Below are 14,437 nucleotides of genomic sequence, written 5' to 3'. Positions count from 1 at the left end.
GGTCGATCAACGGGATAGTGCCTGTTGCCATCGTGACAGGAATTGGGCTGATTTCATCCGGTCCATAGCAACAAGGAGTGGTGGTCCAAGCTGTATCAATCGCGTTCTGGCGGTCGTTTCCTCTAACTCATCCGCGGAAAACGGCGCCATGGAGGGGGTCACCAGATGAGATTTTGTCATCATCAGTTGCCCTTCTGTGGACAGTATGTAATCCAAAAACGCTGTGGCGTGTGGGCTGGGCTGGCTTCCTGGCAGGATAGCAGCCCGTGACAGGATCAGCGTGTAGTCTTCCGGTGCGACGATGCCGAGTGTGGGGTCAGCGGTCGCAGCCTCGGCTGCGTATGACCCCAGAACGTTGTAGGCGACCAGATAATCACCGTTGCTCACGCCTGAAATGATCTCGGCCGAACAGCAGGTTGCGACGGCGCCGGATCTTGCAAAGGCTTCCAGCAACCCGCCAAAACTCGTCGCCTCTTGCGAATCCATGTAGGCAAATAGATATCCAAGCCCGGAGGATTCAATGTCATAAGTGGCGACTCGCCCGGCATAGGGCGATCCGTCCGGCCTCAGCAGATCTAGCAGATCGAAACGGGTGCGCGGGACCTCGTCCGGTGGCACCAGATCCCGATTATAGACCATCACCGCCGGTTCACGTGAAATGCCCCAGACCTGGTCACGCCAGCGCAGCGATTCTGGCAGGGAACGGGTTTCCGGAGACATCCAGGTTGCTGCGCAGTTGTCGTTGACCAGCTTCACAACCTGATGAACGCCGGAGCTGATCACAATATCGGCTCCCGCCGCTCCAATAGTGCAATCGCGTGCCGTCTGGGTGTAAAGTTCGTTTGATCCCCATTGTTCATATCGGATCGACAGATCCGGTCGTGTGGCAAGAAAATCGGTGATGGTTGGCGCAAAAATCGAAATGTCGGTTGTCGTGCGAAGGGTAAGGCTGATTACGGCATCAGGTGGGCCAAACATGCGAACGTCTTCTTGCGCGCCTGCCGGACTTGCCATGAAGCCGAAGCAAAGCAGGATCGCAAAGATGATACAGCGGATCATCAGGCCACCTTTCCGGGCAACACGATTGAGGCACGGAATCCTTGCGCACCCGCCTCCATCTCCAGCCGCCCGCCAAAAGCGTTGGCCACTGCTTGGGCAATCGACAGGCCAAGACCCGTACCGCGCGCGCTTCGGGTTGTGAATCTTTGACCATGAGCCTTGAGGATGTCAGCAGACGGGCCTGGACCGGAATCCTGCACCCAAAGGCAGACCGTCTTTCCGCTCTGATGAACGCCTATCGTCACCGGAGAGCGCCCGTGTGCCAGTGCGTTGCCAAGTAGATTCTTGGCCGCCTCGGTCAGGGACAGCGCGTCGGCCATGACAAACGCAGGCGTTTCGCCGATCTCCAACCGGATTTCGGCTTGCGGTGCGAGTAGGCGGTAGTCGCCCTCCTCGAAGATATCAAGCGCAATGTCTCGCAGGTCGACTTGTTCGCGGCGGGCTGCATCGCCACGATGGATGACCATGGCACGCGACAGCATCTGATCCAGCAGGTGACTGAGGCGAACCGTTCCGTCATGAATCTGCTCCACGATTTGAACGCGTTGGGCCGCGTCGGTTTCGTCCGCGGCCAAGTCAGCCTGAGCACGCAGAGCAGCAACCGGTGTGCGCAGCTGGTGGGCGGTGTCAGATATCAGGTTCTTCATTGTCGCGAACTGCTGATTCAATCGGCCCATGAAACCATTGATGGCCTGCACCATCGTGTCCACTTCACGCGGGACCGATGCGTCGATGCGGGTCAGGTCGCGGGGGTCTCGCGCCGTCAGACTGTTGGCAAGACGGTCGAGCGGGCGCAGCGACCGGCGCACGACAACAACCGCAAAGGCGAGCATGGCCAACCCGCCCACGGCGAGCCCGCCGAGCGCATTCCGTGTGATGTCGAATGCCAGTTCGTTGCGGGCAAGCATCGTTTGTCCGACGACAATTTCGATCTGCCCGGAAAAGCGGCGTTCGGCAAACCTTCTCGTCACCCTGATGAACCGAGCCGCCTCGCCGCTGATCTCAGCATCATACATAACCGTATCCGGCGCATTGTCGGGCGGAAGTGGAAGGCTGTCGTAACCCGTCAGCACTTGGCCATCCGGGCCGCGCAGCTGATAGGCGACGCGATCGTCGGACGCGAGGGCCAGAAGTTCAAATGCCGAAACCGGCAGATCGACGATGGGCAGGCCGTCAATAACCGAGACCGAGGCTGCAATGTCATTGGCGGCACCCATCAGCAACCTGTCATAGGCCTCTCGCGCCGCCGCACGGCCATAGGCAAAGGCCGCCATTGAAAGGACCACGCCCCCGATGATCAAGAGCCCGGTCAAACCGATTACCAAACGGGCCGATAGCGACAGGGACGGAGTGGTGCGGGCAGGTTTGGTCATGGAATCCGATCGCGCTCTTCCACAGCGTCAGTCGCGTCCAGTTTGTAGCCAAGCCCGCGCAGGGTTTGAATCTCGACATTGCCGCCAGCCAGCCGTTTGCGCAGGCGCGCCACGTAAAGCTCGATGGCGTTCACCCCTGGCGCCGCGTCATCAAAGGCGTAAAGCCCATCGATCAGCCGCTCTTTTGACAGAACCTGCCCGCGGTTCTTAACCAGAAGCCCCAGTAGTGAGAACTCACGCCGGGTCAGATCAAGGGGCCGACCGGCAAGCGTGGCGATGCCGGACGTCGCGTTATAGCTCAGCTCCCCCACAATCTGTTCGGCAGATCTGTCAGCCTGTTCGCGGCGCAGGATTGCGTGAAGCCGTGCTTCCAGTTCGCGATGATCAAAGGGTTTCACCAGATAATCGTCAGCTCCAAGGCTGAAGGCCGACAGCTTGTCATCGACAGAGAACTGCGCTGTCAGCATCAATACCGGGACGACCTGCCCGGCGCGCCGCATTTCGCTCAAGAGGTCTGTTCCGGCGCCGTCGGGCAGATTTATATCCAATATGACGGCATCATAGGATTGAACCTCGAAACAGGCCCGCGCATCGGCCAGGTTCGCCGCCAGATCACAGGCCATCCCCGAACGCGACAACCGCCGTTGGGTGGCCTCGGCCAAATCCTCGGAATCTTCGACCAGCAGAACCCGCATCCGCCCTCCTTCCTTTCGAAAAGGATGTGACAGGTTGGTGACAGCTTCAACCTGTATTGTGCTCGGGAACTTCGGCTGAGGAGATGAGCCGGAGACCACAGAGGAGAAATGTTATGGCATTAAATCTGGTTCGCGCGGCCATTGCGGCTGCGGGTCTTGGCCTTGCTACCGGCGCCGCGGCGCAGGAATGCATCGCGCCAGCCAACCCCGGCGGAGGATGGGATTTCACCTGCCGGCAAGTGGGCAAATCGCTTCAGGATCTCGGGCTGATCGACAAGACGATGCAGGTGGTCAATCTGGCTGGCGGCGGCGGCGGCGTGGCTTTTGCCGAGGTGGTCAACAAGCGTGGCGATGACAACGAGTTGATCGTTGCGGCCTCGTCGGCTACGGCAACCCGCCTGGCACAAGGGGCCTATCCCGGCAACACAATGGATCAGGTGCGCTGGCTGGCCTCGATCGGTGCCGATTACGGCGTGATCGCGGTGTCCAAGGACAGTCCAGTTCAGACGCTTCCCGAGCTGCTAGACCAGATCAAGGCGGACCCGACCAGTGTGTCGATTGCAGGCGGTTCAGCCGTGGGAGGCTGGGATCACCTGAAAGTACTGATCGCCGCAAACGCCTATGGGATCGACGATGTGCGCAGCGTGAAATACATTGCCTTTGACGGCGGTGGTGAGGCAGTGACACAGTTGCTTGCCGGTTCGGTTCAGGCCTTCACCGGTGATATCTCAGAGGCCAAGGGGTTCGTCGATTCAGGCGATATCCGCGTTATCGCGGTGCTAAGTCCTGAACGTTTGACAGGCGAATTCGCGGATTTCCCGACGGCGAAGGAACAGGGCATTGATGCAATTGGCGCCAACTGGCGTGGTTTCTATGCGCCCGGTGGCATGTCCGACGAGGCCTATGGAGAATGGGTCGAGAAGATCGGGACCCTCTACGCTTCGGACGAGTGGAAAGAGGTGATGGCAGCCAACGGTCTGGCCCCGCTTGACCTGCAAGGGGCCGATTTCCAAGCCTTCGTGTCCGACTCCGTGGTGCAGATCCAGCAGATCTCGCGCGACATCGGAATCATCAAATAACGCTTTAACCACGTGCCGTGGCGGGGCCGTGCCCTGCCGCGCACCCAATTCAGGGAGAACCGCATGAGCGATCGCATTTTCGGAGCCTTCGGCATTTGTCTGGCACTGTTCTATGCATGGGCGACGCTGCAGATTGAAGAAAGCTTTCTGTCGGACGCCGTCGGGCCGAAAACCTTTCCGCTCGCAATTGCCGTGATCCTGGGCCTGTCCTCGCTTGCCATTTTACTGCGCCCCGATGCCGAGCCGGAGTGGCCAAGCCTCGCGCGGCTGGCCGAGATCTTTGCCGCTGTTGTGGTGATGGTTCTCTATGCAGAATTGCTTGGCTCTCTGGGCTTTGTCATCGCCACTGCATTGGCTGCCACCTACCTGACCTGGCGGCTTGGAACCGGGCCACTGCAGGCGGTTCTGGTCGGCGTTTTGACCTCGGTCGGCATTTACGTCGTATTCAAACTCATTCTTGGACTGTCGCTTGCACGCGGTCCGCTCGGATTCTGAGAAAGGGATACTCTGATGGACATTCTTGCCTCGCTCGGCGACGGCTTTGCCACCGCACTTTCCCTCCAGAACCTCGCGCTTGCCCTGCTTGGCACGTTTCTGGGGACTATGATGGGCGCTTTGCCGGGGCTTGGCCCCTCGAACGGCGTCGCCATCCTCATTCCCTTGGCTTTCACGCTTGGGCTAGGGGCTACGCCTTCGCTGATCCTGCTCACCTCGGTCTACTACGGGGCCATGTATGGAGGCCGGATTTCCTCGATCCTTCTCAATATACCCGGAGATGAGCCAGCGATGATGACGTGCCTGGACGGCCATCCGATGGCGTTGAAGGGACAGGCGGGCGAAGCGCTTTCGTTATCTGGTGTGGCAAGCTTTGTCGGCGCATTTCTGGCCACCTGGGGCCTCATCCTGCTGGCGCCGCAACTGGTCAAGTTTGCCCTGCTCTTCGGCCCCGCCGAATATTTCGCGCTGTTCGTACTGGCCTTCGCGACGCTAGGAGGCGTGTCGTCAACCAATCAGGCGAAATCTGCCTTTGCCGCGATGCTAGGGCTTGGTCTTGCCGTGATCGGGGTAGATACCCAGACTGGCGTGCCGCGGCTGACTTTCGGCGAGGTGCATCTCTATGATGGCCTCGACTTTCTTGTTGCCATCGTCGGGCTGTTTGCCTTGTCAGAGGTCTTTATCTTCCTCGAACATCGCCACGGCGAGGCCGACGCCGATAGAAAAAAAGTTCAGGTGGGTCGATTGACGCCCTCGTGGAGCATGTTGAAATCGACCTTTGCCACTATGCTGCGGGCATCCGGTCTGGGGTTTATCGCGGGCGTTTTGCCGGGTGCGGGGGCATCGCTTGGGTCTTTCATCTCCTACTCGATGGAAAAGCGGTTGGTCGACCGGAAAAACAGCTTCGGCACAGGCGACCCGCGAGGGGTGGCCGCGCCCGAAGCGGGAAACAATGCCGCCGCCGGTGGCGCGCTGGTGCCCATGCTGGCGTTGGGTGTGCCGGGATCTGGTACCACGGCGGTGTTGCTAGCCGTTCTTCTTTCGCTCAATATCACGCCTGGCCCGTTGCTGTTCTCACAGAACCCGGATGTTGTCTGGGGGCTGATCGCCGCACTTTTCATTGCAAACTTTATGCTTCTGGCCATGAACATACCAATGGTCGGGCTGTTTACCCGCGTACTCATGGTGCCACCGCGTATTCTGATGCCGATCGTGGCGATGGTTAGTTTCGTTGGTATCTACGGAATCTCGGGTTCATCATTCGACTTGTTGGTCATGATTGGCTTTGGTGTGATGGGCTGGGTCTTGCGTAAGCTTGATGTGCCGCTGGTGCCGGTGATTCTGGGGACGCTGCTGGGCAACACGATGGAAAACAACTTGCGTCGCGCGGTTACGATCTCGAACGGGGACTACTGGACGCTGGTCGACAGCGGATTGTCGATTGCCCTGTGGGCGGTTGCTATCGCAGGTTTCATCTTGCCGCTTTTCGTGGGTCGCATCGTCAAGGCCCGTATGCACGCCCGCCGCGATACCGAAGGATCGACGGCGGATTGAGAAGGTGCCGAGTCTCCGTTTTAAAATGCCAAGCCGTTGTAAAGGTCTGTGCTGCGATGGCCAACCTTGTTGGTGGCACCTGGTCATGATCCCTTGGGCAGCAGCCAGATGGGTTATTGAACGACGGCCAAAACCCAAGCAGAGCGGCCAACTACGGCGCTTGGTTTTGCCACATTGTGTTTCATGCTTCACTGTGCCGCTCCCAGATGCCATATCCGTGGCATGCAAAACGACCTCGACCACTTTGAGAAGATCGCCCGTGATACCATCGCCTCGCTGCCAATGGCGTTCCGTCCCGCAGCCGAGGCCGTCATCCTGCGCATCTCCGATTGGCCGACGCCCGACATTTTGAATGAACTGAGTATCGCTGACCCCCTTGAGTTGACTGGGCTCTACGAGGGGATACCGATGACCGAGAAATCGTTTTCCGATGTGGCGCTACCAGCAGATTCCGTCTGGCTCTTCCGTCAACCCATTCTGACTGAGTGGCGTGAGCGTGGTGACGTCGAACTGGACGAGTTGATCGCCCATGTCGTAATTCACGAGTTCGCCCATCATTTCGGCTGGTCCGATGAGGACATTGCCGCAATCGACCAATGGTGGGCTTAAACGCAATCTGGTCTCGATTACAGCATATGCTTGGAAAACCGTCTCAAAAGGCTCCTTGACGCCGATGACGGTCAAAAAAAAAGGGGCAGTTTAACAAACCGGAAAACAAAAAAGGCCCAGTCAGAGGCCTTGTTTTATTGGTCGGAGTGAGAGGATTCGAACCTCCGGCCCCTGCCTCCCGAAGACAGTGCTCTACCAGGCTGAGCTACACTCCGACCGTGGCGGGTGATCTATACTCGCGGGCATACAGTTGCAAGAGGGATTCTGATAGTAGCTCGGGAAATTGCCTCTCTTGCCGGAAGGCGGCAATTGTCAGACGGTAGGCTCAATCGAGGGTCTGGCATGAACGGGAATTTATTCTATCTGGTTGGTGGCGTTGGCATGTTCCTTGTGGGCATGGAAATCATGACCAACGCCTTGCGCGAGGTTGCTGGCAGTCGTTTGCGCCGCATTCTTACGACGTTTACCACCACACCTTTGCGCGGCGTGCTGACGGGGGCGACGACGACTGCTGTTGTGCAATCCTCTAGCGCGACGACGGTCATGACAGTCGGTTTCGTGGGGGCCGGCTTGCTGACGATGCCCGAAGCTATGGGCGTGATCTACGGCGCCAATATCGGCACGACCGCGACCGGCTGGCTGGTCTCCGTTCTGGGCTTCAAGCTCAAACTGGGCAACGTGGCCTTGGCCTTGCTGTTCCCGGCCGCGCTGGTCGATTTGCTGGCACATGGGCCGGTGGCCCGGTTCGGGCGGGTGTTGTCCGGCCTGTGCCTGCTGCTCGTCGGGTTGGAACTGATGCAGACGGGAATGGGCGATCTGACCGAGACCGTGACGCCTGCCATGCTGCCGGGTGCAACCTTTCTGGGGTTGCTGACGCTGGTGGGAGCAGGTGCAGCCATCACCATTCTCATGCAATCCTCAAGCGCCGCGATGGCCTTGTCGCTGGTGATGCTGTCGGCGGGGGCGATTTCGATGATCCAGGCGGCCAGCCTTGTCATCGGCATGAACATCGGCACCACGTTCACCGCCCTGCTTGCCTCTCTGGGTGGATCGGTTCCGATGCGGCAAACGGCGATTGCCAACCTGATCTTCAACATTGCGACATCCGTGATCGCGTTTCCGTTATTGTTCCTGTTCCGTACGAATCTGGAGCATATCGCGGCGTCAACCGACGAAATGACCTCGCTCCTGGTTTTCCACACCGGGTTCAATCTGGCCGGAACAGCGTTGTTCCTACCGATAACACGCCAGTTTTCTGGTCTGGTTGCGCGCATTCTGCCCGACAAGCGGGAGCGTCTGATCGACCTTGACGAACGGCTGCTCAGCGATCCGGGTACCGCCATTCTCGCGGCGCAGACAGCCGTTTCGTCCATTGCGGCGCGGTTGTTCACTGCAATCGGATCGGCTCTGCAGCCCGAACCGGATTTGCGCCCTCTCGCGGCTCTTGGCGTATGCGCTGACGCGTTGGAGGAGTTGAGGAAATACCTTGCCGCCATTCGTCTCACCGAAGGGCGAGCGGCCGAAGAAGAAGCCTTTGCCGCCTTGCTTCATCAAATTGATCATCTGGACCGTCTGTTGCGCCGGGCCGGACAGAGAGGCCGGATGGAAACGCTGTTGTCGGACCGCCTGTTGCGCAGACCCGGCTTGGCTGCAGGCGTGGCGCTGTCGCTGGCGGCCGGCGATCTGGCGTCTCCGACGGTCGCGGTCCGCCTGCTGCGCTTGCAAGCGCTTGTCCAGCGTCGGGCCAAGCGCCACCGCCGCGCGATGATGCTGGGGGAACATGCAGGGCTTTATTCTCTGGAAGAAGTCTTTGCGCATACCGACGCGATGCGCTGGCTTGACAGGATACTGCATCATGCCGAGCGGGTGGCGCACTACCAGCCGCACAGCCCGGTCGCAGAGCCTGCGGCAGAAACATCCGCCGCAGGCCAGTAGAAATTACAGGCTGTTGTCCAACGCGGCGATGATGGCAGCGCCCATTTCCGTGGTCGACACCGGTTTGACGCCTTCATCGGCCAGCAGGTCGCCGGTGCGAACACCATCGGCTAGCACCTTTTCAACCGCCGCTTCCAGACGGTCAGCCTCGGCCCCATTATCAAAACTGTAGCGCAGCGCCATGGCGAAGCTCAGGATACAGGCGATGGGGTTGGCCTTACCCTGACCTGCGATGTCAGGGGCCGAGCCGTGTACGGGCTCGTAAAGCGCCTTGGGGCGGCCATTGGCCATGGGGGCGCCCAGCGACGCCGAGGGCAGCATGCCCAGGCTGCCGGTCAGCATCGCGGCGCAATCGGACAGGATGTCACCGAACAGGTTGTCGGTCAGGATCACGTCAAACTGTTTCGGCGCGCGCACCAGCTGCATGGCGCCGTTGTCGGCGTACATGTGGCTCAATTCGACCTCTGGATAATCTTTGGCCACGCGGGTCACCACCTCGCGCCACAGAATGCCCGATTCCATCACGTTGGCCTTCTCCATAGAGCAGACCTTCTTGTTGCGGCGCATTGCCAGTTCGAAGGCCGAGCGGGCAACACGTTCGATCTCGCTTTCGGTGTAGCGCTGAGTATTGATGCCCACGCGCTCGTTGCCTTCCTCGAAGATGCCACGCGGTTCTCCGAAATAGACGCCTGAGGTCAGTTCGCGCACGATCATGATGTCGAGACCCGCGACGATGTCCTTTTTCAGCGACGAGAAATCGGCCAGCGCGTCAAAGCACTGGGCGGGGCGCAGGTTGGAATAGAGATCCATTTCCTTGCGCAAACGCAACAGCCCGCGTTCGGGCTTCACACTGAAATCCAGGTCGTCATATTTCGGCCCGCCTACGGCACCCAACAGCACAGCATCCACGTCCTGCGCCTTGGCCATGGTCTCGTCCGCCAGCGGCTTGCCGTGCACATCATAGGCTGCACCGCCCACCAGGTCTTCGCTCACGTCAAAGTGAAGACCGCGGTTTGTACCAAACCAGTCGATGATTTTGCGCACTTCGGCCATAACTTCCGGGCCAATTCCGTCTCCGGGCAGGATGAGGAGCGAAGGGTTGGGCATGAACGGTCTCCTTGCGTTTCGTTGCCATCGCCCTAGCGTGTGCGCGGCAACGGGTCAATGAGACGATCCGGCCAAAACACGAGGAAAATACATGCTGATACCGGGAAATGCGGTCCCTGAACTGAAAATCGAAACCGTGGCGCACGGAAGCTTCGACTTGGACCGGGACAAAGGGAAAAACGGAACGCTGGTGATTCAATATCGAGGCGTGCACTGTCCGATCTGCGTCCGGCAGATGGGCGAGCTGGAGGCAGCGCTGGATGACTTTGCCGAACTTGGTGTCGAAGTCATCATGCTCAGCACGGATACGGCGGAACGCGCGGCGCAAACCGTCGAAAAGGCCGGAACCTCTCGCTTGCGCGTCGGGCACGGTCTGCCGCTTGCGGCGGCGCGGGATGATTGGGGGCTGTATATGTCGAAAGGCCGTGAAGGCACCGCCGAGGCGCCCTATTTCGCCGAACCCGGCCATTTCTATGTCGCCCCGGATCGCTCTTTGTATTTTGCCTGGCAGCAATCGACACCGTTTGGTCGTCCGTCCGTGGCGGATATCAAGGGTGGCATCAAATACGCGCTGGATAACAACTATCCACCACGCGGAACTCATACTGGCCCGCTTCCGGCCTAACGGTTCAACCCAAGCAAACCCTCCGCCAACAGGTTCCATACACGGCGAATGCGGGGGGTTTGCCGCATGGCTTGCGGCGCGGCCAGCCAGACCTGCAGAGGTGGGATGGGCAGATCGAACGGCAGCTCTTGCACTGTCGGATCGGCCTGTCCCACAGAGCGCTGCGTAAAGCCGATGCCGCATCCGGCGCGCACCAGTTCCCAATAAGCGCTGTGGTTGTCGCACCGCACGACGAACATCCCGCGCGTGGCAGGCCATCCCATTTCTCGCATCGTGGTGATGATCGCCTCGTCCGCGTCCAGCCCGACGAGATCATGGTCCATCAGATCTTCGATTTTCTCAGGCATTCCTGCGCGGTTCAGATAGGATTTGGCGGCAAATGCGGCCAGTTCGATATCCGTGATGTGCTGTGCCACAATGTCGAGTTGCCGGGGCGGGTACATGCGAACGGCGATATCCGCCTCGCGAAACAACAGGTTTTCGGTGGCGTCGGTCGGCACCAATTCCAACTGAATTTCGGGCTCCAACTCTCGGATGCGGGCAAGGATTGGCGGAAGGTTGTGGTGGGAAGCATAGACCGAGGCTGTGATCCTGACCGTACCTGCAAGGCTCTTGGCTTCGCCTGCGGTGATCAGTGAAATCTCCTGCATGGCATCGCGCATGCGGATTGCCATGGGTAACAGTTGCGCGCCAGTATCGCTCAGCCTCAGACCACGGGTGTGCCGGTGGAACAGCGACACGCCCAGGGATTGCTCCAGAGCCTGAATCTGACGGCCCAGAGTTGGTTGGCTGCTGTTCAGATTTCGGGCTGCGGCAGACAGGGAACCGGTTTCGACGACAGCCAGAAAGCTTTGAATCAGGGACCAGTCAGCGGAAATGAGCGATTTATCCATTCAGAAATGAATACATGATCTGCGTTTTTCTGCAATTCAATAACGTAATCGAATGGGTATCTTGCCCCCGAGAAGAGGAGAATACTCATGACACAGACAGTACTTGTTCTCGGGGCCTCGGGACGGTTTGGCCGAAATGCTGTATTGGCGTTTGCAAAGGCTGGCTGGACCGTGCGCGGATTTGACCGAAAGTCAGACGACTTGCTGATTGCAGCACAAGGTGCGGATGTGATCGTAAACGCCTGGAACCCGCCCTATACAGAGTGGGCCAAGCAGGTTGTCCCCCTTCATGCAAAGGTGATCGAGGCTGCGAAACTCAGCGGTTCGACGGTGATTGTGCCGGGAAATGTATATGTCTTCGGTGCAGATACGCCGGGGCCGTGGTCGGGCGCGACACCACACCTGGCGACCAATCCACTGGGACGAATTCGCAGACATATGGAAGAGGCCTATCGCGCCTCGACCGTGCGTACGATCCTGTTGCGGGCAGGGGATTTCATCGACACCGAAGCTTCGGGCAACTGGTTCGATCAGGTCATGATCAAGCCTTTGGCAAAGGGCAAATTCGTCTATCCCGGCGATCCGGACATACCGCACGCCTGGGCCTATCTGCCCGATCTTGCCCGTGCAGCCGTTGCCTTGGCGGAAATCCGAGGTGAATTGCCGCGGTTCGCGGAGGTGCCTTTTGCAGGGTTCACAGTGACCGGGCGAGACATTGCCGAGGGGTTGTCGCGGGTTCTGAGGCGACCGGTTTCGGTAAAGGAAATGTCGTGGTGGCCGCTTGAACTGGCGCAGCCGTTCTGGCCAATGGCGCGGCACCTGATCGAGATGCGGTACTTGTGGAACACGCCGAATTGTCTGGATTGTACGCATTTTGAGACCCTAGTTGGCCCATTTGTACAAACCGATTTCACGACCGCGCTGGCATCGGCGGTCCCGGCGGGACTACTCGGCCAAGAGATCCACCCAGACCAGCCGGTGACGGCTGGCGCGTGACGCGGCCTCATGCCCGTCCACATCGGGGGCGGGCCAATACACCCCGGCATCTGCCACCGACCAGTCCGAGGATGGCAAGACGTAATCGACGCGAAAGCGACCGATCCCGGGCCAGTCCACTGTGTCATGTGCGTCAGGCGAGCGGTGGTTCTGGTTTCCGGCACGCGCAGCACCGGCGCTTTGTGGAGCGGGGTCTTGCAGGCGTGGGTCGGACAGCAGGGTGCGGACGGTCTGGGTGCGACCATCGCTGTCGTGCGGGTCAAGATTTGCATCACCGGCGAGGACGAATTTCGTAGCATGGGCAGGGCCAAGCGCGCCGTCCAGATAGGCTTGCCACAGCCGGATTTCGTCACGGTTGCGAAGGCCGTTGCGATCTTCGGGGCCGTCGAAGACCGGCGGTGAGGCATGGAAGGTCATCAGATGAAACCGACCCGCTGGCGCATCGATTGGAATCGCCCAATGCGCGGTGGAAGACAGGCGTTGTTGCGCCTGCGCCTCTGCCGTGGGGAAGGGACCCGAAGCCGTCTGCGGCAGTTGCGCGCCGGGCAGGTCGCGCCACAGGAGGTTGGTGAATTCAACGACCGCCTCGTTTATGATCGGGTAACGGGACAGGACGGCCAGACCGCCTTGCCCGGAAAACTCGCCCCAACCCTGCGCGTCACCGGGGCCAAAGGTGCGCCCATCGCCGTCAAGGTCGAGCGCGGTTTCGATGCCGGAATTGGGTTGGCTGGAATAGCGGTGGGGATAGTCGATACCTGCCTTGCTGAGCAGGTCTGCCAGGGCGTTCAGGGCCAAACCGTCATGGTCCCAGTCGATACCTTGCAGGGCAATCACATCCGGCGCGACGGTTGAAATCACCGTGACAACATCCGTGACTTGCGGGTCGCTTCGTTGAATGTCGCGCAGCAACAGGCCAGGGCCCTTGCGGCTGAGTTCGGTGTTGTAGGTTGCGATACGCAAAACATCTGCCTGTGCCAGCGTTGGCAACAGCAGAAGCGGCAGAAAGGCCCGGATCATGCGGTCTGGGCGGCCTCGGCGGTGGAATAGGCGCGGCGGCGTTTTTCCTCGATCAGGCCGGCGATTCGCATCATGGCCATGCCTCGCATGATGATGCTGGCGGGCAGAAAGGCCCAGGCGCTCATGGTCCAGATCAGGGTTTGCGGATTGCCCAGCGAAATCGGGTCGATGACATCGGATGCCAGCTTGATCACTGCCGGAATAAGGAAGGGCAGCAGCACGCCCACCGTGACGTTGAGCCGACCGTCGCGTTGCAACCGGGTAACGACATCGCCGCCGGTTGTCGGGTCGAAAAGAGGAAGGTTCACCCAAACGTTGAAGGCCCCGTTGCCCAGGGGCCAGCCGCGAAAGCGCAGCGCGTAGGCAAAGGTGGCCACGGTGACCAGCGCGGCGATATAGGCGATTCCCGCCGACATCCGCACCAGATTGACCAGACCGGAACTGGCATCCGGCGGCAGCATCAAGACCACCAGACGCACGGGCGAATAGGGGAAATCGACGACATTCGAGATCAGTATGCCGACACCGGCAAACAAGGTGGTCAATCCTGTGGGCGCGTAGACGTGTTTGCAGACCAATGTCAGGAAGGTGACCATCGACATCAGGCCGACGAACCGCAGCCGGTTCAAAGGCGGCGCATCACGAAATTCGATGAAGCTGGGAAAGGCGGAGTTGTATTCGGCAAACGTCAGTACAAATGCGAGAATCGCGAGGAACACCACGATCTCTGTCGCATTCGAAGCTGAACCAGGCAGGTACAACGCAGGTGTGAGCACCAAAAGCGCCACAAGCAACCCACGTATCGCCGCCCCTGTTGTGCGTGCAAACACTATCCGAATCCCTTCAAACTGGACAGGCCGGTTCTTTGCCGCACCCTTGTTCCAACTTGTGCCCGCTTTGCAAAGCGGATGCCTCTTATAGGCATATTTGTGCCGACAACAGACATCCCTCTCAAGACACTAGGGCAACAAACACATGATTTGAGGCAAAAAGATGGCAA

At 59.5% G+C, this 14,437-nt stretch carries 14 protein-coding genes and 1 tRNA gene; 7 read left to right on the top strand and 8 right to left on the bottom strand.

Going from position 1 to position 14,437, the window contains the following annotated elements:
- Nucleotides 1-6: 6 nt before the first annotated feature.
- Genes AC2FMY_RS12650 through AC2FMY_RS12640 form a run of 3 tightly spaced genes read right to left on the bottom strand, consistent with a single transcriptional unit; the run spans nucleotide 7 to nucleotide 3,127 of the window.
- Nucleotides 7-1,059 (bottom strand): ABC transporter substrate-binding protein, encoded by a 1,053-nt coding sequence (locus tag AC2FMY_RS12650; protein ID WP_496807467.1) that lies wholly within the window; start codon nucleotides 1,057-1,059, stop codon nucleotides 7-9.
- Nucleotides 1,059-2,432, bottom strand: coding sequence for a sensor histidine kinase (locus AC2FMY_RS12645; RefSeq protein ID WP_496807466.1), 1,374 nt, complete (start codon nucleotides 2,430-2,432; stop codon nucleotides 1,059-1,061). The genes AC2FMY_RS12650 and AC2FMY_RS12645 overlap by 1 nt, the downstream gene beginning before the upstream one ends.
- Complete coding sequence (locus AC2FMY_RS12640; RefSeq protein WP_480750654.1) at nucleotides 2,429-3,127, bottom strand: response regulator; 699 nt, start codon at nucleotides 3,125-3,127, stop codon at nucleotides 2,429-2,431. Before AC2FMY_RS12640 ends, AC2FMY_RS12645 begins: the two co-directional genes overlap by 4 nt.
- A 113-nt stretch (nucleotides 3,128-3,240) precedes the next feature.
- On the opposite strand from AC2FMY_RS12640, the gene AC2FMY_RS12635 reads away from it, so the two are divergent.
- From AC2FMY_RS12635 to AC2FMY_RS12620, 4 genes are all read left to right on the top strand, one after another.
- On the top strand, nucleotides 3,241-4,206 hold the full coding sequence (locus AC2FMY_RS12635; protein WP_480750653.1) for a Bug family tripartite tricarboxylate transporter substrate binding protein: 966 nt from the start codon (nucleotides 3,241-3,243) through the stop codon (nucleotides 4,204-4,206).
- Between the two features lie 63 nt (nucleotides 4,207-4,269).
- Nucleotides 4,270-4,701, top strand: coding sequence for a tripartite tricarboxylate transporter TctB family protein (locus AC2FMY_RS12630; RefSeq protein WP_480750652.1), 432 nt, complete (start codon nucleotides 4,270-4,272; stop codon nucleotides 4,699-4,701).
- Between the two features lie 15 nt (nucleotides 4,702-4,716).
- Nucleotides 4,717-6,255: a tripartite tricarboxylate transporter permease gene (locus AC2FMY_RS12625; RefSeq protein ID WP_480750651.1), complete on the top strand. Its 1,539-nt coding sequence runs from the start codon at nucleotides 4,717-4,719 to the stop codon at nucleotides 6,253-6,255.
- Nucleotides 6,256-6,477: 222 nt separating this feature from the next.
- On the top strand, nucleotides 6,478-6,864 hold the full coding sequence (locus AC2FMY_RS12620) for a metallopeptidase family protein (RefSeq protein WP_480750650.1): 387 nt from the start codon (nucleotides 6,478-6,480) through the stop codon (nucleotides 6,862-6,864).
- 138 nt (nucleotides 6,865-7,002) lie between these two features.
- Here AC2FMY_RS12620 and AC2FMY_RS12615 read toward each other — a convergent pair.
- Nucleotides 7,003-7,079: transfer RNA gene (locus AC2FMY_RS12615), tRNA-Pro, on the bottom strand.
- 127 nt (nucleotides 7,080-7,206) lie between these two features.
- Here AC2FMY_RS12615 and AC2FMY_RS12610 point away from each other — a divergent pair.
- Nucleotides 7,207-8,799, top strand: coding sequence for a Na/Pi cotransporter family protein (locus AC2FMY_RS12610; RefSeq protein ID WP_496746014.1), 1,593 nt, complete (start codon nucleotides 7,207-7,209; stop codon nucleotides 8,797-8,799).
- 3 nt (nucleotides 8,800-8,802) lie between these two features.
- Here the strand turns inward: AC2FMY_RS12610 and leuB are convergent, their stop codons facing one another.
- Nucleotides 8,803-9,906 carry a 3-isopropylmalate dehydrogenase gene (gene leuB / locus AC2FMY_RS12605; RefSeq protein ID WP_480750638.1) on the bottom strand — a complete coding sequence of 368 codons (1,104 nt, stop codon included), beginning with the start codon at nucleotides 9,904-9,906 and terminating at the stop codon, nucleotides 8,803-8,805.
- Nucleotides 9,907-9,997: 91 nt separating this feature from the next.
- Between leuB and AC2FMY_RS12600 the strand changes: the two genes are divergently transcribed.
- Nucleotides 9,998-10,531 carry a redoxin domain-containing protein gene (locus tag AC2FMY_RS12600; protein WP_496746017.1) on the top strand — a complete coding sequence of 178 codons (534 nt, stop codon included), beginning with the start codon at nucleotides 9,998-10,000 and terminating at the stop codon, nucleotides 10,529-10,531.
- On the opposite strand, the gene AC2FMY_RS12595 is transcribed toward AC2FMY_RS12600, so the two are convergent.
- Nucleotides 10,528-11,424, bottom strand: coding sequence for a LysR family transcriptional regulator (locus tag AC2FMY_RS12595; RefSeq protein ID WP_496746019.1), 897 nt, complete (start codon nucleotides 11,422-11,424; stop codon nucleotides 10,528-10,530). The genes AC2FMY_RS12600 and AC2FMY_RS12595 overlap by 4 nt on opposite strands.
- Nucleotides 11,425-11,511: 87 nt before the next feature.
- Here AC2FMY_RS12595 and AC2FMY_RS12590 point away from each other — a divergent pair, with 87 nt between their 5' ends.
- Nucleotides 11,512-12,420, top strand: coding sequence for a Rossmann-fold NAD(P)-binding domain-containing protein (locus tag AC2FMY_RS12590; protein ID WP_496746021.1), 909 nt, complete (start codon nucleotides 11,512-11,514; stop codon nucleotides 12,418-12,420).
- Here the strand turns inward: AC2FMY_RS12590 and AC2FMY_RS12585 are convergent.
- Together AC2FMY_RS12585 and AC2FMY_RS12580 are read right to left on the bottom strand one after the other, a co-directional pair.
- Nucleotides 12,370-13,437: an endonuclease/exonuclease/phosphatase family protein gene (locus AC2FMY_RS12585; protein WP_496746023.1), complete on the bottom strand. Its 1,068-nt coding sequence runs from the start codon at nucleotides 13,435-13,437 to the stop codon at nucleotides 12,370-12,372. The two genes, AC2FMY_RS12590 and AC2FMY_RS12585, sit on opposite strands and share 51 nt — an antisense overlap.
- Entirely contained in the window at nucleotides 13,434-14,267 is an 834-nt protein-coding gene (locus tag AC2FMY_RS12580) for a hypothetical protein (RefSeq protein ID WP_480750633.1), read from the bottom strand. The genes AC2FMY_RS12585 and AC2FMY_RS12580 overlap by 4 nt, the downstream gene beginning before the upstream one ends.
- Between the last annotated feature and the right edge of the window lie 170 nt (nucleotides 14,268-14,437).

The sequence above is a fragment of the Ruegeria sp. YKSE079 genome, from assembly GCF_059612845.1.
This window is presented reverse-complemented; position numbering and strand designations above follow the sequence as displayed.